General features: G+C 46.5%; 19 protein-coding genes. 17 read left to right on the forward strand and 2 right to left on the reverse strand.

Going from position 1 to position 24,398, the window contains the following annotated elements:
• Window positions 1–10 precede the first annotated feature (10 nt).
• From MHI27_RS07585 to MHI27_RS07595, 3 genes are read left to right on the forward strand one after another with little or no spacing between them, the layout of a single operon-like run.
• Complete coding sequence (locus MHI27_RS07585; protein WP_405175959.1) at window positions 11–1,456, forward strand: rhamnulokinase family protein; 1,446 nt, start codon at window positions 11–13, stop codon at window positions 1,454–1,456.
• An 18-nt stretch (window positions 1,457–1,474) separates the two neighbouring features.
• Window positions 1,475–2,125 carry a class II aldolase/adducin family protein gene (locus tag MHI27_RS07590; protein WP_405175960.1) on the forward strand — a complete coding sequence of 217 codons (651 nt, stop codon included), beginning with the start codon at window positions 1,475–1,477 and terminating at the stop codon, window positions 2,123–2,125.
• Window positions 2,126–2,137: 12 nt separating this feature from the next.
• A complete protein-coding gene (locus MHI27_RS07595; protein ID WP_042185997.1) occupies window positions 2,138–2,566 on the forward strand; it encodes an RbsD/FucU family protein in 429 nt (142 codons plus the stop codon).
• 3 nt (window positions 2,567–2,569) lie between these two features.
• On the opposite strand, the gene MHI27_RS07600 is transcribed toward MHI27_RS07595, so the two are convergent.
• Window positions 2,570–3,397: an AraC family transcriptional regulator gene (locus tag MHI27_RS07600; protein WP_405175961.1), complete on the reverse strand. Its 828-nt coding sequence runs from the start codon at window positions 3,395–3,397 to the stop codon at window positions 2,570–2,572.
• Window positions 3,398–3,543: 146 nt separating this feature from the next.
• Between MHI27_RS07600 and MHI27_RS07605 the strand changes: the two genes are divergently transcribed.
• The gene (locus tag MHI27_RS07605) at window positions 3,544–4,830 is read left to right on the forward strand and encodes a Gfo/Idh/MocA family protein (RefSeq protein WP_042186001.1); all 1,287 of its coding nucleotides are present in this window, start codon (window positions 3,544–3,546) and stop codon (window positions 4,828–4,830) included.
• A gap of 193 nt (window positions 4,831–5,023) precedes the next feature.
• Here MHI27_RS07605 and MHI27_RS07610 read toward each other — a convergent pair whose 3' ends face one another.
• On the reverse strand, window positions 5,024–6,286 hold the full coding sequence (locus tag MHI27_RS07610; RefSeq protein ID WP_405175962.1) for a TraB/GumN family protein: 1,263 nt from the start codon (window positions 6,284–6,286) through the stop codon (window positions 5,024–5,026).
• Between the two features lie 209 nt (window positions 6,287–6,495).
• Here MHI27_RS07610 and MHI27_RS07615 point away from each other — a divergent pair, with 209 nt between their 5' ends.
• The 13 genes from MHI27_RS07615 to MHI27_RS07675 all read left to right on the forward strand — a co-directional run bounded on the left by MHI27_RS07615 (window position 6,496) and on the right by MHI27_RS07675 (window position 24,320).
• Window positions 6,496–7,617, forward strand: coding sequence for a glycoside hydrolase family 88 protein (locus MHI27_RS07615; RefSeq protein ID WP_405175963.1), 1,122 nt, complete (start codon window positions 6,496–6,498; stop codon window positions 7,615–7,617).
• Window positions 7,607–9,769, forward strand: a complete 2,163-nt coding sequence (locus tag MHI27_RS07620) for an alginate lyase family protein (RefSeq protein WP_405175964.1) — start codon at window positions 7,607–7,609, stop codon at window positions 9,767–9,769. Before MHI27_RS07615 ends, MHI27_RS07620 begins: the two co-directional genes overlap by 11 nt.
• Before the next feature lie 67 nt (window positions 9,770–9,836).
• Entirely contained in the window at window positions 9,837–11,567 is a 1,731-nt protein-coding gene (locus MHI27_RS07625) for a histidine kinase (RefSeq protein WP_405175965.1), read from the forward strand.
• Window positions 11,560–13,143, forward strand: coding sequence for a response regulator (locus tag MHI27_RS07630; protein WP_405175966.1), 1,584 nt, complete (start codon window positions 11,560–11,562; stop codon window positions 13,141–13,143). Before MHI27_RS07625 ends, MHI27_RS07630 begins: the two co-directional genes overlap by 8 nt.
• A 169-nt stretch (window positions 13,144–13,312) precedes the next feature.
• Window positions 13,313–14,242 carry a carbohydrate ABC transporter permease gene (locus MHI27_RS07635; RefSeq protein ID WP_042125419.1) on the forward strand — a complete coding sequence of 310 codons (930 nt, stop codon included), beginning with the start codon at window positions 13,313–13,315 and terminating at the stop codon, window positions 14,240–14,242.
• A 15-nt stretch (window positions 14,243–14,257) separates the two neighbouring features.
• Entirely contained in the window at window positions 14,258–15,094 is an 837-nt protein-coding gene (locus MHI27_RS07640; RefSeq protein WP_042186014.1) for a carbohydrate ABC transporter permease, read from the forward strand.
• Window positions 15,095–15,235: 141 nt separating this feature from the next.
• Complete coding sequence (locus MHI27_RS07645; protein ID WP_341061506.1) at window positions 15,236–16,633, forward strand: extracellular solute-binding protein; 1,398 nt, start codon at window positions 15,236–15,238, stop codon at window positions 16,631–16,633.
• 117 nt (window positions 16,634–16,750) lie between these two features.
• Window positions 16,751–18,028 carry an alpha-L-fucosidase gene (locus MHI27_RS07650; RefSeq protein ID WP_405175967.1) on the forward strand — a complete coding sequence of 426 codons (1,278 nt, stop codon included), beginning with the start codon at window positions 16,751–16,753 and terminating at the stop codon, window positions 18,026–18,028.
• 24 nt (window positions 18,029–18,052) lie between these two features.
• Window positions 18,053–19,885 carry a glycoside hydrolase family 35 protein gene (locus tag MHI27_RS07655; protein WP_405175968.1) on the forward strand — a complete coding sequence of 611 codons (1,833 nt, stop codon included), beginning with the start codon at window positions 18,053–18,055 and terminating at the stop codon, window positions 19,883–19,885.
• A 254-nt stretch (window positions 19,886–20,139) separates the two neighbouring features.
• The gene (lspA, locus tag MHI27_RS07660) at window positions 20,140–20,583 is read left to right on the forward strand and encodes a signal peptidase II (protein WP_256721618.1); all 444 of its coding nucleotides are present in this window, start codon (window positions 20,140–20,142) and stop codon (window positions 20,581–20,583) included.
• Between the two features lie 108 nt (window positions 20,584–20,691).
• The gene (locus MHI27_RS07665) at window positions 20,692–22,047 is read left to right on the forward strand and encodes an erythromycin esterase family protein (RefSeq protein WP_405175969.1); all 1,356 of its coding nucleotides are present in this window, start codon (window positions 20,692–20,694) and stop codon (window positions 22,045–22,047) included.
• Window positions 22,048–22,185: 138 nt separating this feature from the next.
• Window positions 22,186–22,872, forward strand: a complete 687-nt coding sequence (locus tag MHI27_RS07670; RefSeq protein WP_076284294.1) for a response regulator transcription factor — start codon at window positions 22,186–22,188, stop codon at window positions 22,870–22,872.
• Window positions 22,803–24,320: a sensor histidine kinase gene (locus MHI27_RS07675; protein ID WP_405175970.1), complete on the forward strand. Its 1,518-nt coding sequence runs from the start codon at window positions 22,803–22,805 to the stop codon at window positions 24,318–24,320. The genes MHI27_RS07670 and MHI27_RS07675 overlap by 70 nt, the downstream gene beginning before the upstream one ends.
• Window positions 24,321–24,398: the final 78 nt, after the last annotated feature.

Consider the following 24,398-nt stretch of genomic DNA (forward strand, 5'->3'; position numbering starts at 1 on the left):
GTGGTGAACAATGGGTGATACGATTAAGCTTCTAGCCATAGATCTCGGCGCCAGTTCCGGAAGAGTTATGCTGGGGATATATGATGGCGATAAGCTGCAAATGGAAGAAATTCATCGGTTTGAGAATACCCCGGTACAGGTCAACGGGCATTTATATTGGGATACTCTAAGGCTCTTCCATGAAATGAAGCAAGGGGTTCAAAAAGCCTTTAGGCAACATGGAGAACTGACGTCCTTAAGTGTGGATACATGGGGAGTCGACTACGGGTTTATTGATAAAAAAGGAATGATGCTCTATTCCCCCCATCATTACAGGGATCGGAGGATGGAGGCTCACCGTCTCAAATTGGAAGCGCTACTGTCACCGGCGGAGCAATTCCGTATGACCGGTCTTCAGCCAAGTGTCATTAATACGCTTTATCAGCTGTTCTCTGATTTTCAGGATAATGATTCTCTTATGAAGACCGCGGATACGATTTTAATGATGCCAGATCTATTTCATTACCTGTTTTCAGGTATAAAAGCAGCAGAAAGCACGATCTGGAGTACAAGCGGCTTAGTGGATGCTGTAACGGGAGAGCTCTCCTCTGAATTATTTAACAGGCTTGGGATTCCGAGTAGTCTAGTTCCACAACAGGTTCATGCGGGAACAGTTATTGGATCTATCCTGCCGACTATTCAAGAGGAGCTTAATATAGGCCCGATGAAAGTGATAGCCGGCGCTTCACATGACACGGCTTCAGCAGTAGCTTCGATCCCTTATACTCGTAAGGATGAAGCAGCATTTTTAAGCTGTGGTACGTGGTCGTTGGTTGGTATGGAGACGCCTGAGCCGGTCATTTCAGAGAAAAGCTATGAATATGGTTTCACAAATGAACGTTGCTACGGTAATTCTAATCGTTTGCTAAAAAACACAACGGGACTATGGATTCTACAGGAGCTCCAGAGGAATTGGGCGAAAGCAGGAGAGAATTTTAGTCAAAGTGAAATGGTTGAATTAGCCCAAACGATTAATGGGGCGCCAGCGATCATTGACCCGAATGACCAGCTTTTCAGCACACCTGGTGTGATGATGCAGCGGATTCAGGAATATTGTGAGCGAACGGGGCAACAGTCGCCTAATACGAAAGCTGAGTTTATACGCGTTATCCTTGAGAGCCTTGCGCAATCATACTGTAGAACGATTGAAGAAATGGAAGAGATCACCGGCAAGACAATCACTATCATTCATATGGTTGGCGGTGGGATTCAAAATGAGTTATTATGCCAGCTCACCGCTGATGCTACGGGTAGAGAAGTCGTTGCAGGGCCAGTGGAGGCCAGTGGAATTGGCAATATCATTGTCCAGCTGGCTGCCCTGGGGAAATTGGGAGTTTCTAAGGCGAAAGAGTTCGTGGCACGATCTTTTACCTTTAAGACATACCAGCCTTCTTTGGTGAAAAACTCTAAAAAATAGGATACGAGGAGAGAATTTATGGATAACTTGGAACAAAAACTACGTTCGCAGATTTGTGATATTGGCAGAAATTTGTTTAATAAAGATTTCATTGCCGCCAATGATGGGAATATTTCAGCACGGTTATCAGAGAATGAAATTCTCACTACCCCCAGAGCGGTAAGCAAGGGATATTTAGAGCCATATATGATTGTAAAAGTAAACTTGCAAGGTGAAGTTCTTGAAGCGGCGGAAGGATACAGACCTTCAACGGAAACCAAAATGCATTTGAGAATTTATAATGAGCTACCTGAGATGAATGGTGTGGTTCATGCACATCCCCCGTATGCTACCGCTTTTGCCATTAAAGGTGAGGCGCTCGATAAAATGATGATGCCAGAGTCGGTTATCATGATCGGGGATATTCCTTTGGCGGAATACGGAACACCTTCAACAGAAGAAATCCCGGACTCACTGATGCCTTTCCTTGGCAAAAAAACAGCAGTCCTGCTCGAAAATCACGGAGCACTTACTTGGGGAACGGATGTTATGGAGGCTTATCTGAATATGGAGAGACTCGAATATACAGCCAAGATTACCTTTATTACACGTATGATTGACGGGGAGAGAGAGCTGCCACAGCATCGGATTGATGAGCTGGTTGCTTTGAGATCTTTTTATGGGAAGTAATGAGGTGCTTGGATGTTGAAAAAAATCCCTAAGCTACTATCTCCGGAACTGGTACGTGTGATGATGGAAATGGGTCATGGTGATGAGCTTGTACTGGCAGATGCTAATTATCCAGGACACTCCTTAAACTCAAAAGTACTAAGATATGATGGTATTGGGATACCTGAGCTTTTGGATGCAATATTGGAACTGCTGCCCCTTGATCATTATGTGGAACATCAGGTGGCGTTTATGGCTGTGGTTGAGGGAGATCCTACGGTGCCGGTGATATGGTCCACGTACGAGTCGATAATCGCCAAACATGACGCTGAAGCGACGATTAAATATGAGGAGCGGTTTGATTTCTACAATCGTTCTAAGCAAAGTTATGCTGTTGTAGTCACAGGTGAAGAAGCACTTTATGGAAATATTATTATCAAAAAAGGTGTAATCAAGGCCTGATGATCAGCGATTCTGTTTGCGGTATTGCAGAGGTGAGCATTTCGCGATTTGCTTAAACACCCGCCCAAAGTGGGCGATGCTGTCAAAGCCTGTATTCTCTGCAATGGCAGTGACTTTAGTGTTAGTGCTCTGCAAGAGTCGTTGGGCTTCCTTGATCCGAATGTAGTTTAGATATTCAACAATGGTGAAGCCAGTGGTCTGTTTGAATAAACGGCAAAGATAGGTACTGCTGATGAAAAAAGTTTCGGATAGCTGTTTTAATGTAAGCTTTTCAACATAATGTGCCTGTAAATAATCGATCATTTCGTAGACTTTAAGCTGCTTCTCACTGCTCTCAGGAGCGATGGGCTCGCGGCTTATTTCTTGTACTCTGTTCATTTCAATAAATAACTGGATGAGCAGTGTCTGAAGATAGGGGATTTGCTGTGATCGATGCTCTTCTTGTTCTTTTAGCATGGAGAAGAGGATAGATTCGATGGCTCCTTGTTCATGTACTCCGGGACGCAGAAGTAAGCTTTGTGTAGTTAAAAAAGGAATACTTAGGTCGTAGTTCGCCAACGTTTTTTGCAGAAAGTCCTCCTCAAAGTTAATCAATATTCGCTCATGGCGTACTGAGCCCTTAGAAGTGGTGCGATGGAGTTCATTTTTGTTAATAAATATCAGATCACCTTTGCGTAAGGTATAAATCAGATTGTTGATATAATAGCTGCGCTCACCTGCGAGTAAATAATAAATTTCATATGTATCGTGATAATGGTCGGAATCCATGCTGAATGGGCCGGCTCTTTTGATTTGTTCAATGATAAATGGAGGTTCTAGCTCCTGTTCCATTGTAGATTTGCCCCTTTCAGATAATGAAGCTAATATATGCAAAGTTTTCGCTATTTTTGCTAATAATCGCTTAGATTTGAATGTATTTTATACTATAAACTATAAGAAGAAACGGCATCAAAATCAATAGCGATGGAGTGATCCTTGTGTCGAAGAAGAAATATGTATTCGTAGGTACCGGTGGCCGAGCGGAGTTCTTCTATGGTGAGATAACTACGAATTATCGTGAAACTTCAGAAATTGTAGGCTTTTGCGATGTGAATGGGGCAAGAATGGATTATGCGAATCGATTACTGAAAGGGAAATATCAGTATCATGCGGTTCCTACTTATAAAGCTCATGAGTTTGATCGTATGATTGAAGAGACTAAGCCGGATGTAGTTATCGTTACGAGTATTGACCGCACACATCACCATTATATTATCCGGGCGATGGAGCTTGGCTGTGATGTGATTTCGGAGAAACCAATGACGGTAGATGAAGAGAAATGTCAGGAAATTCTTGAAGCGATTGAGCAGACGGGGAAAAAACTGCGTGTTACGTTCAATTACCGCTATGCCCCGCACAATACCAAAATCCGTGAATTGATCATGGATGGGGCGATTGGAGAAGTGTTATCCGTTAATTTTGAGTGGCTGCTAAATACACAGCATGGGGCGGATTACTTCCGCAGATGGCATCGGGATAAACGGAACAGCGGAGGGCTGTTGGTTCATAAATCAACACATCATTTCGATTTGATGAATTTCTGGTTGGGCTCTCGTCCGGATACGGTCTATGCCATGGGAGATTTAAGGTTCTATGGCAGAGAGAATGCGGAGAAGCGCGGGGTGACAGAGTTTTATCAGCGTGCCCATGGTAGTAGTGCAGCGGAAAATGATCCCTTTGCGCTTCATCTAAAAGACAACGAGCAGCTTAAGCAAATGTATCTGGATGCCGAGCATGAAGATGGGTACCTGCGAGATCAAAGTGTATTCGGTGATAATATCAGCATTGAGGATACGATGGCAGTCATGGTCAAATACAAAAACAAGACGATTATGAACTATTCACTTAATGCTTATTTGCCTTGGGAAGGCTTCATTGTAGTATTTAATGGGACGAAGGGGCGGATGGAAGTTAAGGTTGTTGAACAGTCCTATGTAAACGCCGGGGGGAAGAAAGAAGATGAAGGGGCACTAAAGGACAAGCAAATCACTGTATTCCCTCATTTTGCGCCGCCTTATGAAGTTGAAATTGAAGAAGGCGTTGGGGGACATGGGGGCGGAGATCCGGTCATGCTCCGTGATATTTTTGAACGACCTGTGGAGGATCGGTTTAATCGTGCAGCTTCCCATGTGGATGGGGCGTTGTCTATTATGACCGGGATTGCGGCTAATCGTTCGATCGCTACTGGACTTCCGGTGAAGGTGGATCAGTTAATCAAGTGGTAGAAAGATTAGCAGTTGAAATTGGTCTTTAAAGGCGAACACTGGCGTTTCTCCAGAATCCCTCCACCCCTCCGCTCTGTCTTCACGTCAATTTACTACTATTTTTAGATTGAGCTAAAAAAGTAAAAATAAAAGGCTGCCTCCAAAGTCATTGTAGATGACTAAGAGACAGCCTTATTTATTTTGACACTAGTATTTATTGTTTGACGACGTTAAAGCCGTCTTTTTGCAATTGAGTCACAATGCCATCATCACCCAGCATGTGTAGTGCACCAACAACGACAAGATAAGTCGCTTTTTTATCACTATTTAAATACTCTTTTACATGCTTCGCCATGTTGGCATTCCGATCCGAAACGAGACCCTTATAGTATTCTGGCTCCTTAGCGACCGCTTGTGTCATAGCTACGAGGGATTGTTCATCCCCCTGCATCCACATTTGGGATAATGCATCCAGCGAAGCCGTTGCTGCAGCTTTGTCCGTTTGCTTGAGGCTATCGAGTGTATCAAGGAGAAGCTTTTCTTGCAATCCATCTGAGAATTGATTGAACATGTTCAGCTGCAATTGCATATTTTCCAATTCAATGATAGGTTTATTCAGTTTGCCTGCCTTCTGTGTGAAATATAGGTCGATACCCGTATCCGGTGTATAATCTGTTGTTTGCATTTGTAGGCTTGAGATACCTTGAGTAACGACCCATGGCTTATAGGAATCGAATGCATTTCCTGCAAGACCATTCGCTTTCAGAAGCGCAACAACTTTGTTATAGGTATCAGCGGATACGTGATCCTTGAGCTTGGTCCCATCTGTATAAGAACCTTTCTCCGTAAGGAACTTTTGCATCTCCGTTTGATCAACCTTTGTTAAGTCAACTTCGACCCCGAGATATTGAGACGCTTCAAAAGCAGCTTCAATTTCCGTGCGTAGCGGGTACATTTTGTCGTTAGCCACATGGATAGAGCCAAGTAGATAGACGGTATTACCGTTGTTCTCCACTTTCCATAAGAATCCGGTGCTCCCTGCAGCCTCGTTATTAGCTACAAAGGTGATGGTGCGCTGCGCCGCATTCCATTCTACCTTATAGCCGATCGTTTCACCGATAAAGCGGACAGGAACATAGGTGACATTGTTGATGGTTTTAGGAGCCACCTCTAGTTTTTTCTTCTCCCCGTTTACCGTTGCTATGGTGCTGCCGATAGTCAGTGAGAGGGCTAGTCCATTTTTGGTCCCCGTTACGGTTTGGGTCTTTTTATTCCAATTCATATTTACATTAAGCTTCTCTAGGAGTGGACGCATAGGAACCAAGGTAGTTCCTTTTTCTACAACAGGATTAGAATTGCCTAACTTTACTTCTGTTCCATCAATCCACACACCGACAGGCTTTTCAGCCGCATGGGCAGTGGTAAAGACAGACATAACCATGAAAATGGATAAAAATAATGCACCTAGCTTTTTCATTAATAGGACACTCCGTTTCTAAAAAAAATGAAAGTTGTAAGTCACTTTCTGATTCTAACGTATTTTTCCATAAACAGTTATACGTTTTGTTACTTCGTACAAAAGTCAAAATAATGCACATCAAAGCAAAAATCGCCCCTATTAGATCCTGTTGACTCTCCTTATCATGAAACATAAGAAACGAAGAGCCCGAAGGGAGCAAGGAACTTATGTGGAGCAATGCGATTGAAGATGCGATAGAGAAGGTACGTAAAAATATAGACCGATTCGGGGGCAGATTCCCTCATGTCAGCATGAATGGAACTTACCAGCTCAATAACAATGACGACTGGACCAATGGATTCTGGAGCGGCATGTTGTGGTTGTGCTATGAATATACGCAGGATGACAGCTTTCGTATCGCGGCATCTCATACCGTAGAGGATTTCCACCGCCGTTTCGCGGCAAAGACGGTGCTTGATCATCACGACATCGGATTTTTGTATTCGTTATCCTCCAAGGCCCAGTGGATTATAGATAAAGACGAATCCGCGCGTCAGTTGACACTGCAGGCGGCGGACTTATTACTGAAGCGCTGGCGCACAGGCGGTGGTTATATTCAGGCTTGGGGACCTGTGGGAGATGCCCAGGAAGGTGGGCGCATCATTATTGATTGTCTGTTGAATCTCCCTCTTCTGTATTGGGCGGAACAACAGACCGGTGATTCCCTATATCGGCAGGTGGCGGTCATGCAGGCGGATAAAACGAAACGTTATCTGGTGCGGGGAGATGACAGCTCCTACCATACGTTTTTCTTCGACCAGAAGACAGGAGAGCCGATTGGCGGCGCTACACACCAGGGTTATACTAACGGATCGACTTGGACGCGCGGGCAGGCCTGGGGCGTCTACGGTTTTGCATTATCTTACCGCTATACTAAGGATCCGTTGTATTTGGAAACGTCCAAGCGGATGGCCCGATATTTTCTGGACCATTTGCCACAGGATCATGTCGCTTACTGGGACTTTAATGCTCCAGTGTCTGCGGATACGTACCGGGATAGCTCGGCCTCTGCAATTGTTGCGGCTGGACTACTGGAACTGCTGGAGCTAATGGAGGAGGAAGATTCCGAACGGGCTTATTTTCAGCAGGGATTAATACAGTCGATGACTTCACTTGTGCAGAACTATTCCACGATCGGTGAAGATGCGGAGGGGCTGCTGAAGCACGGATCTTACCATGTACGCGGCGGTCTGTCTCCGGATGATTTCATGATCTGGGGAGATTATTTCTACCTCGAAGCGTTGCTGCGGCTGCAAAAAGGCACCAGGGGGTACTGGTATGAACGCTGATGTCCGATCAACCTCTCCCTATGCTGTCTTTACGCTACTCGACCTTGAGTTACCTGCTCTAGCGCCCGTGAAGGATGCGCTCAGCCAAGCACGGCAGGACGATGCGCTGACTGAATTGCATCGGTATTTGACTAGTCGGAGCACGCCGGGCTGGCGGGCAGAGGACAGTCGGAAACAGCAGCATATCGATTATATACAGCAATATTGCGCAGATGAGCTGGAAGTCGTAATGAAGACGGCGGATGAAGTTATGGAGCAGACGTTTCTTTTTCGGTTTCCCTGGGATATGGAGCGCAGCCGCATTCCGGTTACCTTTGAGGAAGAAATTGACTGGCGTTATATTCCGGATAAGGATGTAGAATGGGCTTATATGCTGAATCGCCACCGCTACTGGGTGGCATTAGGACAAGCGTATGCGATAACAGGTAATGAGGAGTATGCGAGAACATTTTGCTGTCAGCTTGAAGATTGGATGGACCGTAATCCTGTTCCAGACATGCCTACGAATGATACGTTGACTTGGCGCACAATTGAAGCGGGTCTTCGCTGTGCGAACTGGATCAAAGCGCTGTCCTATATACAGGATAGTCCGCTGCTCACACCGACGCTTCTGGCGAAAGTGATGATATCCCTTCATGAACACAGCGAATATTTAGCTTTATCGTTTACGGGCTGGAAGAATATCAGCAATTGGGGCGTTCTGGAGACTTGTGGCTTATTCCAAACCGCGCTCTACTTCCCTGAGTTTTCTAAAGCTAAGATTTGGCGACAGCTCGGTGAGGAGAGATTGGGGGAGACAGCTAGAATCCAGGTTATGGCGGATGGTATCCATTGGGAGCAATCGCCCACCTATCACCATGAGGTTCTGGTATGTTTTCTCGATTGCATCCGCTTGGCTCGCATGAATGGACTGGAGCTACAGGATGGACTTCAGCAAAAAGTTCATCAAATGGCCGTCGCTTCCTTGTATTGGGCCAAACCGAATCATCGGCAGCCGATGCTCGGGGATAGCGATGACAGCGATGTCCGTTCGATGTTGACTTATGCAGGTTGGTTGTTCCAGGATTCTGTGCTCCGCTTTGGCGGATATGATCATATGGATTATGACAATGCCTGGTTGTTCGGAATGAATGGAGTTGAAGGCTACGAGCAGCTGATTGCGGAGGAACCGCCTTACTTGTCGCGCTCTTTCACACATTCCGGTCATTATATGATGCGAACGGGTTGGGACGAGCAGGACTTGTACCTATATTTCCACTGCGGACCGCTTGGTGGTGGACATGGTCACGCGGATTTGCTACATTTCGATCTGTATGCTTTTGGGCGGGATATGCTTACCGATCTGGGCAGATACAACTATAGTGATCACACACCACTCAGAAAAGCGTTAAAAGAAAGCGCTGCCCATAATACGACTACTGTTGACGGAATTGGATTCACTGAAATCACGGATACATGGTCCTTCTCCCAAATTGCGAAGCCGACAGGCAGCAAATGGATCAGCAATCCGGACTTTGATTATGTTGAGGGCAGCCATGATGGCTACCGTCATTTGGATGATCCGGTACACCTGCTAAGGAGGATCATATTCATCAAGCCTTATTACTGGCTTCTGGTCGACAGCTTTAGCTGCCGTCAGGAGCATACGTTTTCCCAGCATTTTCATTTTGCACCCGGAGCGGTTCAGATGGAAGACGAGACATTCATTTGCCGTACAAAAAATGAGCAGGAAGCCAATCTTTGCATCATTCCCGTTAATGTTAAAGGACTTCAGGGCAAGATTGATGACGGGGTAATCTCCCGCGAATACAATCTGCTGGAACCCAATCAACATGCCGTTTACTCCAGAACGGGAAAAGGAACGGTATCGATGATGCAGATGCTGTACCCGCAGCCTTCCGGTGAGCTGTTTTGTCCACTGGTTGAACAGGTGCCGATTTACCGCCATACGGGTGAACCTGTGGATGCCGTGCAGGCGGAGGCATGCCGGATCAGCTTCCCTGAAAGGAATGAGGAGCATATTATCGTGATCAGCCACGAGGTTCCATCCAGTCACTTAGATTCCTATGTAGTGGAAGGTATACAAATATTTGGTGAAGTAGTGCTTATAGTTTTCGCAAACGGTCAAAAGAAAGTCACGGTAATCAAATAATGCATGTATACTGGATAACGGGCTGATAGAATAAAAGAAAAGAGCATGAGAGAGGCGCGGAGAAAACATGTTCAAATTCACTTACTATAGACGTATCCAGGTTTCATTTCTTTTGCTGATTTTTATTCCGCTGATTGCAGTATCGATCGTCTCCTTTGTGCTTATTCGGGATACGATGGTAGAAAAGCTGCAGCTCAGCAACGATAACTTTCTGAACGTTATGATTGACGAACTAAACAAGACCATTGATGATGTGACATTTGCATCGCATTTTATTGTAAACGATACCAATTTTCGCGCCAATCTGAAGGTCTTTGCAGATACCGAGCGATTGAATACCTATCAGGATTACGTACAGTTTACGCAAATTCAGGATGTGTTTTCGCTCATCAACTCTAAGCCGCTAAATAATAACATTCGCATGTATTTGGTTAACCGGAAACACTTTGTGATTTCCTCTGGGACTGAGAATTTATCCGTGATTAATGCCAACATGGACAAGCTGATGGGACGTGTCAATATTCACGAACCGGAGACCTTGCAATGGCTTGGGATGGCTGACAGCGGTTCCGGTAAAAGCAGTAGCTACTATATTGCCAGAGTAATCTATGATAGCCGGGAGAAACAGCAGGTGTCCGTGCTTCTCATCTCGATTCCTGATGCCTATTTCAACAAATTGCTCGGGCCGGTCGAGTTTGGCAAGCTGGCGTTGTTTGATTCCAGAGGAGGTCTTATCGCCGGGAACTCAGAGCTAGCCCCAGAAGGTAAGGAAGCTAGAGGGAGCCTGCGTACGGCCAGAGCCATCGACAAATCCAATTGGGAGCTGGTCTATGAAGCTTCAGAGAAAGAATGGTCGGGCCAGATTTCGCGAACTTTTTATAGTGGTATTGGTTTAGTGCTTCTCTTGTTTATTGTCTTTTCGGCTACTTCCATGCTGATTGCCAAAAGATTGCATAGTCCGATCATGAAGCTGCAGCGCGTTGTGCGCCAGTTCGGGATGGGGAATCTTGATGTCAGGCTGGAGGTCAAGGGCAAGGATGAAATCGCTGAGCTAGGGCAGACATTGAATACTATGCTGGATCAACTGCAAGGATTGATTCACGACATCGAGCTGGAGCAAGAACAGAAGCGAGTGATGGAACTTGAGGCGCTGTTTATGCAGATTCGTCCCCACTTTTTGATCAACACGTTGAATTCGATCAAATGTAGCCTTATTTTGGCTAAAGATAAGCTGCACAGCGGGATCATTGATTCGCTAATGAGTCTTCTCCGTGCCTATCTGAAGGTCAATGAACCGGCTACCTTACGGGAAGAATGCAGACTGCTTAGCCATTATATCGACATCATGAAGATCCGCAACGAAATCCCTCTTGAACTGGAGGTCGATCTGGAAGCGGATACAGAGAAGCTCATCGTTCCTAAACTTATTCTGCAGCCGCTCGTAGAGAATGCCATCGTTCACGGTCTAGTTGACCACCCGGCACCGCGTATTGTCGTCCGTGCCCGAACGATCCCTGATGGGATTATGATTGAAGTCGAAGACAATGGCTGTGGTGCAGGGGCAGAAATTCTGGCAGGACTGAACCGCAGATTGCTCTACAAGGACGATGAACAGGATGGAACTTATCAAAGGGTCGGTTTAATTAACGTGGTTCAAAGGCTGAGGCTGACCTATGGTCAGGATACCCGCTTGTCGCTGCATAATTTGCCGCAAGGTGGGGTGTCCGTTTCTCTGTATTTGCCGCAAGGCAATCATCAGGTTAATCTGTCGGAGAGAGAGAGGGATATTGATGTATAAAGTGATGCTCATAGATGATGATGTTCCTATGCTCAAGGTGCTTCAGCAGATGATTGACTGGGAAGCACATAGCTTGCAGATTGTCGGCAGCACCTATTCCAGTGCCAAGGCGTTATTAATGTTTGAGGAAGTACAACCCGATATCGTGATCACAGATATTGGCTTGCCGCAAAAGAACGGGATTGAGCTGGCCGATTACTTTACCCGGATGAAGCCGGAGGTCAGAATTATTTTCCTGACCTGTCATGAGGATTTCCATTATGCTCAGCAAGCGGTAAAGCTGAAGGTGGATGACTATTTAATTAAGGACCAGCTTACGGACGAGCAACTGGAGAAAAGCCTTGCCAAGTCTGTACGCTTGCTTAAATCGAAGATCGGGTTAATCAAGCATGGGGAGACGGGTTACAACAGCCAGTTATTCCGGCAGAATCTGCTGCAAAGGGTGATTGGCGGCGCCCCGCCCGAAACCACGCTAGCCTATGCGGCGCAAATCGGCATATCCTGGACATACTCGTGGTTCATGCTGGGCACGGTCAGCATTCACTTTTCCAGTTTCGAGAAGAGGTACAAGCAGAGCGAGTATCCACTTATTTTATATGCCATCTACAATATAGCCCTAGAGCTGTCTGAAGCGTGTGAGGGGATTACGCCTTTTTTGGAACAGAAGAATATTGTAATTCTGTATAATTACCGTGTAAATCTGGCGCAGAATGCCAGTCTTTATTTTCATGATTATTTACAGCGATTGTGTTCCGAGTGCTCCCATCTCCTTAAGATTCAACCGGGCATCATCGCAGTCACTGAGAAAATAGAGCTGCAGGCGATTGGACAGATTCATCGGCAAATTGTCCAGGACAAGTGCGAGTTCTATGCGAGTGCGGAATACACAGTTCTGGATACTCTGCAAATCGCTACCCCTCGCTTCCAGCCTGCTCCTCAAGGATTTCTGGATAGTTATATCCCGCAGATGGAACGGGCCGTGATTAAAAATGATCTTGAAGCCATCCGTGGCACTCTTCAGGAAATCGCTAGGACTGCAAAAGTTATGGCTATCCATCCGGGCGATTTCGTCCGGGATTTATCCTTTATGCTCCGCGGTATCGAGCTGATGTTCACTAGCCTAACATTCGATGAGGATCTGTTCGTCTATCTCGTACAAACCCGCACACTGGAGGATACGATGGAACTGGTGGAAAGAAAGCTTGTGCAGATTACAGGCAACAAACAGCAGGTGGCGGGAACTCCCCCGCAGGAGCCCAAGCTGCAGCTTATCCAGCAATTTATTGATCAGCATCTTGGCGATAACATCACTTCAATTGATATGGCACGTTATCTCTTTCTGGACCCGAGCTATTTCTCGCGTTATTTCAAACGCATGACAGGTCTGACTTTTACGGACTATGTACATCAGCACAAGATGAAGGTTGCGACCAAAATGCTGAAAATCTCCACCCAAAACCTGGAATCGTTGGCCGTTGGTCTGGGATATTCGGACAGAACCTATTTTTCAAAAGTATTTAAAAAATATGTGGGAACAACGCCGAGCGAATATAAATCCAAACACTCGGTACGCTGAGAGTGCAAATCTCAACCTACCGAATAAACCCGCCGCCCATCTTGGGCGGTTTTTTTGTTGTCGAAAGACAAAGGTCAAAATCTTGCACATCTCGGGTCATAATCACTCCTTCATACGGGAGGCGGATATATTACTATAATGACAAATCAAATTGTCGAGGTGATACAACGTGGAGGCTGCAAAACAACCTGTGCCAAAAATTCTGCAGGAGAAGCGGAAGTTCTGGACTCCGCAACGGAAAGAGGCTTTGACCGGGTGGCTATTTCTAGCTCCGGAAATTGTCGGAATGCTTTTTCTTAATGTATTTGCACTTGGATTCTCACTTTATTTAAGCTTCTCGAAATGGGATCTATTGTCGGGGGTTCAAGGGATCGAGTTTATCGGATTGGATAACTATATCAAAATGTTCCATGATCCGAGCATCATTCAAGCTTTGAAGAACAATGCTATTTATATGATTATGACCGTGCCGATACCGATTGCGATTGCTTTGGTGCTGGCGGCATTGATTCAAAATAGTGTATTTCTTAAAAATTATTTCAAAGTTGCCTTCTTTATCCCTTATATTTCTTCGATTATTGCAATTGCCGCCGTATGGAGCGCATTGTTCCATCCATCCCTTGGACCGATCAATCAGTTCTTGATGGAGCTTGGAATTTCCAGCCCTCCAAAATGGCTGGTGGATCCAAAGACCTCGCTGTTATCGATTGCCATTATCAGTTCTTGGGCGAGTCTGGGTTACACCATTATTATCTATATGGCCGGCTTGACGAATATTTCCGATGAAATCTACGAAGCCGCCGAAATAGATGGAGCCAGCGCACTGAAGAAATTCTTTGCCATTACGGTTCCGATGCTGCGTCCAACCACGTTCTTCTTGCTTATAACCATGCTGATTGGCTCGTTTAAGGTGTTCGACATCATCGCGTTTTTGACCGAAGGTGGCCCGAACAATTCTTCTACCGTGCTTGTGTTCAGGATCTATGAGGAAGGGTTCAAATATTACAACATGGGCTATGCTTCTGCAATTTCCTGGCTGCTATTCGCCGTCATAGGCTTGATCACCGCAGCTACTTGGAAAATGAGAAATGAAGAATAAAGGGGGGAGATTAACATGCAACTGATTAGAAAAAATATGTCCAGAGTGATCACTACCTGCATCATGGGGGCTTTGTCCATTGTATTTCTTATTCCTCTGATCTGGATGATTTCCGCAGCCTTTAAATATGAGAAAGATGTTATGCGCTTCCCGATCCAATGGATTCCCGAGAAGATCAATGTAGCGTATAATTTCAAGATGGTTTGGATGGGACGAGTACCTTTTTCTCATTTCTATTTAAATTCCTTTAAAGTTGCGATTATTACAACCTTAATTACACTTATCATTTCATCTATGTCGGCGTACGCCTTGACCAAAATCAAGTTCAAAGGACGAAATATGGTGTTTCTGGCGCTGCTGTCATTCATGATTATACCTGACCAGGCCACACTGATTCCGCGCTTTCTGCTGATTCGCTGGTTCGGTCTTTATGATACTCATGCTGCAATTATTTTAATGAGTATGTTCTCCATCTACTTCACGTTCCTGCTGCGGCAATTTATGATTGGTGTCAGCGACGAATACATTGAAGCGGCGCGAATTGACGGTGCAGGCCATTTACGGATATTCTGGTCTATCATTATTCCGCTCTGCAAGCCGGTGCTCGCTACGGTGGCGATCATCAAATTTATCTGGACCTGGAATGATTACCAGAATCCGCTGATCTTCTTACTAAATAAGAATTTGTACACTATCCCACTCGGTATGACCCTGTTCCGGGACGATTATTCGAACAACTATGCGATTATGATGACGGCAGCTGTTTCGGCGATCATCCCGCTCGTCATCGTGTTCATTGCCCTGCAAAAGCAAGTCATTAACGGAATCTCCCTTGGCGGCGTAAAGGGCTGACCTGCGGGTGTACGATAGATAGTAAAAGTCAAAAATGTGATCCTACAACAGCAAAATTGTGCACTTGGCCAGTAAAGCGGATGCCTATAATAAGAAATGAACAAGGCACTATACTTAAAATTCAGTGCGGGGGGAAGTAAAATGAAAACAAAGAGCAAAAAAAGATTATCCGTTGTACTGGGCTCCATGCTGGCGGTTTCCTTAACGCTAAGCGCCTGTGGTAATTCCGGAAACTCGGAAAAGAATGGGAATGCTGAAGCTGGTACGAATGCCGGGAACACCAAGGTGGACAAGCAAGTCGCCATCAAGTATTACAACTGGGATAATGAAGCCCAGTCGGCTGGTACCGATGCTATGCTGCAGGAATTTATGGATCAGAACCCAGGCATCAAGGTAGAGCATGTGACACTCGTTCCCGGTGATTCTGTGGAGATGCTGAAGAAACTCGACTTCCTGATATCTTCCGGCGAAGCGATTGATGTTGTTCAGGTGCCAAGCTTGGGAGGTGTGCTTGAACGGGCGACTCGGGGAGCACTTGCCCCGCTGAATGAATTCTATGAGAAAGATAACCTCGTTCCTGAGGATGAATATTATGTGAATGCTAAGGTCGACAACAACTATTATGGGTTGCAATATACGAAGAGCAGCAACTACGTGATGCTGAACAAAGATGCACTGGATGAAGCGGGTCTGCCTGTACCTACTTTTGGCTGGACATGGGATGACTACCGCGACTATGCCAAAAAACTGACCAAAGGCGAAGGCGTGGACAAACGTTACGGTACTTATTTCCACACCTGGGAATTATACATGAACGCTCCAGCTCAAACGATGATGAAAGACCCGTTCGTATATGATGACGGGACGACAATCTTCGCGGATCCGACATATAAGTATTTCTTCCAGCTGCGTAAAGATATGGAGTCTGCTGATAAATCTGCGAAATCTTATGCAGACGCTCTTGCCGCTAAGCTTAACTATCGTACCGAATTCTTCAATGAAGAAGCTGCTATGATCTTGGCTGGCAACTGGACGATTGCCGATCCAGGTAACACCGAGCAGTATCCGCATGAATTCAAGACAGCCTTTGCTCCGGTACCGGTGCCTCCTGCAGGATCGGAACCGAAAGACTATGAAGGCAAATACTTCACCAGCGGCAACATGCTGGCGATGGGCGCAACTTCAAAGAACAAAGAGGCTTCCTTCAAATTGATGAGATTTATGTCTACGGCTGTTAGTGATAACAGACTGGAATTCTCCGGATATAAAAAAGCTGACAATGAGACCTTACTGACTAAATTGGTCGCTGGCAAAGAAGATATGTATGATATGGATTCACTCAAATACACACTTTTCGATAAAGAAATTCAGTTCCTTGACGGTGCGCAGGTGATGACGACGGCAACTTCCGAATTGACCAAAATTATCGATGACGGCTTCAGCAGATTCATGCTTGGAAATGAATCGATTGATAAGGTGCAGCAATGGATGGTTGATGAAGCAACGAAAATTATCAACGAAAAAGGTGTCATCAAGTAAATAGGCAATAAGCGAGGTATCCCAAGTTGGGGACGGGGCTTTGGAAGGTCATCAACCGGCTTTCCAAAGCCCTTATTTATACATTGGGCTTACACAAATATACGGGAGAGTATAAAAATGATGGAAAGCATTTCTTCAAAGAACAAGTCCGAAGAGCAAGTAGCTTTGCCTTCTAAGGAACAGATGGAGTGGCAGGATCTGGAGCTGGGGATGTTCTGCCATTTTGGAATGAACACGTTTTGCGATCAGGAGTGGGGAGAAGGTAGCGATTCACCTACGGTCTTTAACCCAGTTCATCTGGATGCCCGCCAATGGGTTAGTGCAGCTAAAGAAGCTGGATTCCGTTATTTTATACTGACCGCTAAGCATCATGACGGCTTCTGCCTGTGGCCGACTGCAACGAGTACTTATTCTGTTGCCTCCAGCCCATGGAAAGAAGGGCGAGGCGATGTTGTCAAGGAGTGCGAGGAGGCTTGCCGTGAATTTGGACTAGGCTTCGGCATTTATTTGTCTCCATGGGACAGACATGAGCCATGTTATGCGGATCCGCAAGCGTATGATGATTTCTATTGTCTGCAATTGCAGGAGCTACTTACGGGCTATGGCCCACTTACGGAGATTTGGTTCGACGGTGCAGGATCGGAGGGCCGTAATTACGATTGGCGGCGAATTATGGATCTAATCAAACAATATCAGCCAAGTGCTATGGTGTTTAATATGGGGGCACCAACGATTCGCTGGGTTGGCAATGAGGATGGCCTTGCTCCTTATCCATGCTGGAACACTGCGGATTCCGCTCGGGGTAGCATGTTCAGTGAAGCTTCATTGAACTGGCTTCCCGGAACACCGAGCTGGGTGCCTGCGGAATGCGATGTGCCCATCCGTAAAGACCGCTGGTTCTGGCATCCTCAGGAAGAGCATCTGCTGCTGTCTCTGGAGCAGCTAATGGATATTTATTATCGTTCGGTCGGACATGGGGCGACTTTGCTGCTCAATGTGGCCCCTGACAACCGCGGGCTGCTTCCAGAGGCCGATGTGCAGCGACTGCTGGAATTTGGCAAGGAAATAGGGCGTAGATTCGGCAAGGCACTAGCCGTAACGGCAGGCACTGGAGATCTTATTGAGCTGGAATTGCCTGCTGCAGCTACTGTGATTGACCACGCTGAGATAATGGAAGACATCGCTTATGGCGAGAGAGTGAGCGAATATGTACTGGAAGCATTCAGTGGCGGAGCGTGGATGGAGTTGAAACGTGGCAGCGCGATTGGCCATAAGAAAATCGACGCCTTCCCTCCGGTATGCGCAGAGAAGATACGACTACGGGTGCCAGTAGCTGCCGCAAGCCCTAAGATTAGACGGCTTGCCGTCTACCACTGTGGGGAATCGTTAGAATAAATGCTAAAAAGGAGGTCGTCGATAATGAGCCTACTCACTTGGAACGACGGACACTATTTGCTGGACGGACAGCCTTACCGGATCGTATCGGGAGCCATTCATTATTTTCGGGTTGTGCCTGAATACTGGAAAGACCGGCTGCTGAAATTGAAAGCCTGCGGATTCAATACCGTGGAGACCTATATCGCCTGGAATATGCATGAACCCAAGGAAGGAGAGTTCGTATTTGATGGCATGGCCGATGTGGTCTCTTTTATTGAATTGGCCGGAGAGCTTGGGCTTCATGTTATTGTCAGACCGAGTCCATTCATCTGTGCGGAATGGGAATTCGGTGGTCTGCCGGCCTGGCTGCTGGCTTACAGTGAACTTCAGCTTCGCTGCTGTGATCCTCTTTATTTAAGCAAGGTGGACCGGTATTACGATGAGCTGATTCCTCGGCTGGTTCCGCTACTGTCCACACATGGCGGGCCGATTCTGGCCGTCCAGGTAGAGAACGAATATGGCAGCTATGGCAATGACAATAGTTACCTGAGATATATGCGTAATGGACTTCTCAGCAGAGGGGTCGATGTATTGCTCTTTACCTCCGACGGACCAACCGATGAAATGTTGCTCGGCGGAACACTGGAAGATGTGCATGCTACAGTTAATTTTGGCTCCTGTGCAGACGAATCCTTCCGCAAATACCGGGAGTACCGATCTGAAGAGCCGCTGATGGTGATGGAATATTGGAACGGCTGGTTCGATCATTGGATGGAGGATCATCATGTGCGCGATGCCGAAGATGTAGCTGGCGTTCTGGATGATATCCTGACGCACGGCTCCTCACTCAATATGTACATGTTCCACGGCGGGACCAATTTTGGCTTCTATAATGGGGCGAATCATATCGTCGCCTACGAGCCGACGACTACAAGCTATGATTATGATGCCCCGCTCACGGAATGGGGAGATACGACAGCGAAATTTGAAGCTGTTCGGTCGGTACTGGGCAAACATGGATTTGCACCGACTTGTCCGCTCCCTGAGCCGATTCCGAAGATCTCCTACGGGAAAGTTGCCTTGACGGAAAGAGCGGAACTATTCACAGCTTCCAATCTGGAGAAGTTATCCGAGCCGGTGAACAGTGTGTGTGTGCAGCCGATGGAAAAGCTGGGACAATCCTATGGTTTTATATTGTACAGCACTTATGTGCAGGGACCACGGTCCAGGCAGAAGCTTTACATCGAAGGTGTGCGTGATCGGGCGCAGGTTTTCCTGGATGGACAGGTACTTGGGGTCATTGAACGCTGGAATCCGCAGCCACTTGAACTTTCCATTCCTGCCGGAGGAGCACAGCTGGATATTCTCGTCGAGAATATGGGTCGGATTAATTATGGGCCGCTCATTCGTGATCCGAAAGGAATTCTGGACGGGGTTCGAATCGATAACCAGCTGCAATATAACTGGACGATCCGTACACTTCCGTTAGAACCGGGAACGCTGGCTTCACTTGAGTACAAGGAGCAGCCGGTGGAGAAGCAAGAAGCTGCGGCACTTTCGGGTTTGCCCGGATTCTACCGGGGCTGCTTTGAGGCGGAGGAAATTGGCGATACTTTTCTACGGTTCGATGGATGGAAAAAAGGGGTTGCCTGGATCAACGGATTTAATCTGGGCCGCTACTGGAACGCAGGACCGCAAAGGGCCCTATATATCCCCGGTCCATTGCTGCGCAAAGGTTGTAATGAACTGGTTCTTTTTGAACTGCACGGCTGTGCGGAGACTTGTGAAATTGAGCTTGTGAATTGCCCTGATCTGGGAAGAACTTCAGCCGTCGACGATGCCGTGCTGAATTTTGTGCAAGAAGATAACTTGTAGACATTTTTAGCTTTGCCGTCATAGAAATCATTCCCCTATCCTCTCAGCCATTAGACACAAGAAACCTGCGGTTTCTTTCATTATTTTACAAAAAAAATGAAGACGAGCAGTCGATATAAGAATACCTGAAAGGCACTCCTTCGGGCGTGCCTTTATTTTTCGATGCCACATGGTTTTGTAGTATGATGAGCACAAGGGAGTTACATGGTTGTTCATAGGCTGAGAAGAAAGTGGGTGTCGCTATGTGGTTTTGTATGATCGCGATGGTCGTGATCTTGATCGATCAGGTCTCGAAAATTTGGATTCGGATGAACCTGGATATCGGAGATAGCTTGTTCTTCGGACGATGGGAGATTACACATTATGAGAATAGCGGGATGGCTTTCAGTTTATTCCAAGGTTATGCGTGGTTATTCGGGGTGATCGCCATCTTGTTCGTCATCGGTGTGTTCTATTATCGCAGCATGGGTGCCTGGAAAGGCCGATTGGCGGATATGATCGCTGGTTTCTTGGTCGGCGGTGCGGTTGGCAACGGGATTGATCGACTGGTGTTCGGGCAGGTCACGGATTTTATCATGTCTCGATCGGGGAGAGGCATTCTCAATTTAGCGGATTATGCGATCAACATCGGGATGATCATGCTCGTCTTAAATATGGCAGTGAGATTCGTGAAGAAGCGGTTCTGGCACGCGCATTGAGGAATTATTCTCTTATCTTTATAGATTCCTTAGAAGTTCCTGTTACGATGTCTCTGCATGGTAAGAGAACGACGTAATAACAGATTTCGAAGGAGGAGAACATTCAACATGCAAGCAACGAAACGATTAACAGGTATCATTTCCCTGGGCCTAGCATTTTCACTATTACTATCGCCAGTGAGCGCCTCGGCGACCGCGCAGAAAATTACGGGGTCGAAGGAGAATATTCAAGAGATTAAATCTTTGACGTCATCGGACTATAAAGATTTAGCGTTTCTGAAGCCGATCTTGAAAGATAAGACGGTCATTAGCCTTGGCGAGAACTTTCACCGTGTCGCAGAATACAGCAGCATGAAGACAAGGTTGATCAAATATTTACACGAAGAGCTGGATTTTGACGTGATTGCATTTGAGTCGGGCCTTGGGGATTCATTCATGACGTACGATAATGCAGGAACATGGACATCGCAACAAATGATGGAACGTTCAATTTTTCCCATCTGGCATTCCAAGGAGACTCTGAATTTATTCGATTACATCAAGAAGAAGCAAGGGACGAACGATCCCTTATATCTAGCAGGTTATGACATGCAGTTCACATCAGGGTACTTAACGCAATTTATTGCCGGTTGGATTGCCAAGGTAGACAAGGATCAGGGCGAGAATTATTTCAACTTCGAAATGCAAGCGATGACGGATTTCTATAAGGTGCTCAACCAATATGGCATGGACGATAGTCATCCGGAGGCGAAAGCAGAAATCAAGAAGGTGAAGAATGCGTACGAACCGAAATACAAGGCGTTGATCCAATTCATCCAAGAGAACAAAGAACAACTTGCAGCCGCCTACCCTACGAACCCGCGGATGGTGGATATCGCTGTCAAGACGTTGGAGGATCGGGTCAAATTCATCGAGATGGGGATGTACGATACGAAGGAAAGCTATGAATTCCGTGATCGAATCATGGCTGACAACGTGGAGTGGTTAATGAAGGTGATGTATCCCGGCAAGAAAGTGATTTTATGGGCGCATAACGATCATCTGGCGAAGAATACGTCCAAAATCGAAACGAAAGAACAAGGGAAATGGATTAACAGCTTTACAAGTATGGGAGAATTGCTACATAAGAAGCTAAAGGATAAGGTCTACGTGTTGGGTCTGTACATGAACAGCGGTAAGGCGAGCACGATTACGACACAGAAGATCTTCGATATTCAGCCGATGCCGAAGGGGAGTCTGGAACAACTGATGATGCAGAGCGGTTATAAGATTGCGTTTGCGGATCTATCCAAGCACAAGTCTCCGAACAAAAATAATGCTTGGATGTTCAAACCGATCTATGCAGCCGAGGATGGCATGACGTCCGAGATCATTATGCCGATGTCGATGCGATTCATTCCAAAAGAGCAATATGACGGGATCATCGTCTTCGATAAAGTCAAAGAACCGACAACGAAGCTCTAACTCGGTTATACCTGAAAATTTAATTGTTCCCCTGTCGTGAACACCGTGTGTGCCGCTGCAGGGGATTTTTGGCGCACAAAAAGGTACAATGAGGGGATAAAGCTGCTAGATTGATAGACGCGAAAGGAAATTCAAGAGATGAGAGAAAAGATATTAATCGCCGATGATGAGCGAGAAATCGTCGGATTTATGCGCGATGCGCTTCAGGATGATGGGTATGAGGTATCAGTGGCTTATGACGGCAAGGAAGTGTTCGATCGACTGGGAGAGACGCCCGACTTAATCATCCTGGATATTATGATGCCGCATCTCGATGGGCTCGAAGTATGCCAAGCGATACGTGACCGGGTCTCGTGTCCGATTCTGTTCTTAAGCGCGCGCTCCAATGAAGCGGATCGGATCCAAGGACTCGCCGTCGGTGGCGATGACTATATCGTGAAGCCTTTTAGCATGCAAGAATTGAAGGCGAGAATAAGAGCGCATCTTCGTCGGGAGCAGCGGAGCCATCTTGATCATCAACCGAAGCTGCTGCACCATGGCGATCTCACGATGGATCTGGACAGCCATCAGGTATTCTACCAGAACCTTCCGATTCCGCTGACCAGCCGGGAGTTCGAATTGTTCCGGCTTCTCTTCATGCATCCGAATCAAGTATTCTCGCGGGAACAAATCTATGAGAAGATCTGGGGATTCGATGCGGAGGGAGAAGCAGCCACAATTACCGAACATATCAAAAATATCCGGGCGAAGCTGGCGTGCGCAGCACCGGAGAAGACCTTTGTTACAACGGTATGGGGGGTAGGGTACAGATTCGAAAGGAAGTAAAGGCAAGTCGAAAACCGCTGCGCAGACAGTTTATGGGCGCATTTACACTCGTTCTTTTCTATAGCTTCATCGGCTCGATGCTAGTTTGGGGCGGTACGCTTTATGTTTTGATTAATCAAACGGACAAGAGCATTCTACCAGCCAACTATTATGAGCAGCAAATTCCCCAGATTCTAGGTTATGTAGATCAGCAAAAAGACGCCTTATTATCTCCTTCAAAGCAGAATGCGTTGGAACATGTTATTCTGACGAAAGGCATGCAGTATCAAATCGTGAATCTGAAGGGGCAAATCGTCTACGGCTGGAAGGGGCAGACTTTCGTCAACAGCCCGGAGGATGTGCTAAGCAAGCTGAACCGTAGCGAGAAACAGGGCGGGAAATATATCAATTACCACCCGATCCTTGATTCGCAGAAAAAATTAAAGGGGATGCTGGTGCTACGATACAGTTTAAGTGTATCCTCCAACAACCCTGGAAACGGGCTGCTCGTTATGCTTATTTTGTGCAGTTTGATCGCACCGTTCTTCTTCATCGTCTTGTTCTCTTTTATTTTCGCGAGAAAATTGGGTAAACGGCTCGAACCGTCGATCGCACGGATCATCGGGGGAGCTAGACGAATCCAGCAGAATGACCTGAATTTCTCCGTCGCAGGAGCAGGTGGGTCGAAGGAGCTGATCGAGCTCTCCGATGCCTTCGAAGAGATGCGGATCGCGCTGGAGCAATCCTTGAAGTGGGAGTGGAAGCTGGAGCAGGAGAGACGCGACATGATCTCTGCGATTGCCCATGATTTGCGGACGCCGCTGACGATCATTCAAGGTCATGTAGACAATTTAATCGAGAGCGGTGCACGCCGTCCCGAACGGCTGGAGAAGTACTTGTTAACCATTCAGAACAGTACGCAGCGTGCGGACAAAATGCTGACGGAATTGCTGTTCATGAATAAAATCGACACGCCTGATTTTGTCCTCCAGTATACGAGAGCGGATTTACTCGCCTTCTGTGAGCGGAAAAAAGATGAATACGCATTGTTATGCCGTGAGAAGTGGATTGCTTTTGACTTCTCTTATGTGAATAGGCGATGCGACCAAGAACAGCAGTTTCTTGTGGATACATCACGGTTGGAGCAAGTATTCGATAACGTGATTACCAATAGCTTGCGATTTACGCCAGTGGAGGGAAGGATCGAGTGGACGGTCATCGTAGAGGAGACGCAGATTACCTTTGACATGAAGGATACGGGGAAGGGGTTCAGCGCTCTTGATTTGCGGCGGATGTTCGATAAATTCTACACGGGGGATCCGTCTAGATCTCTAGACAAAGGTCATTCCGGGCTTGGATTGTATACAGCACAGTTGCTCATTACAAAGCACGGAGGGCATATCGAAGCAGGAAACCGTGTCGAAGGCGGCGCACAGGTGATCATAACGGTGCCATGTAAAAAAGCCTGAAGAAACTCATCATACGAGTCTTCAGGGTTTTTGCTGCAATAATTCGATAAATTTATGGAACGCGCTTGTCTTGAAATG

Origin of the sequence: Paenibacillus sp. FSL H8-0261 (genome assembly GCF_045040645.1) — a bacterium.
Classification (GTDB): Bacteria; Bacillota; Bacilli; order Paenibacillales; family Paenibacillaceae; genus Paenibacillus_AQ.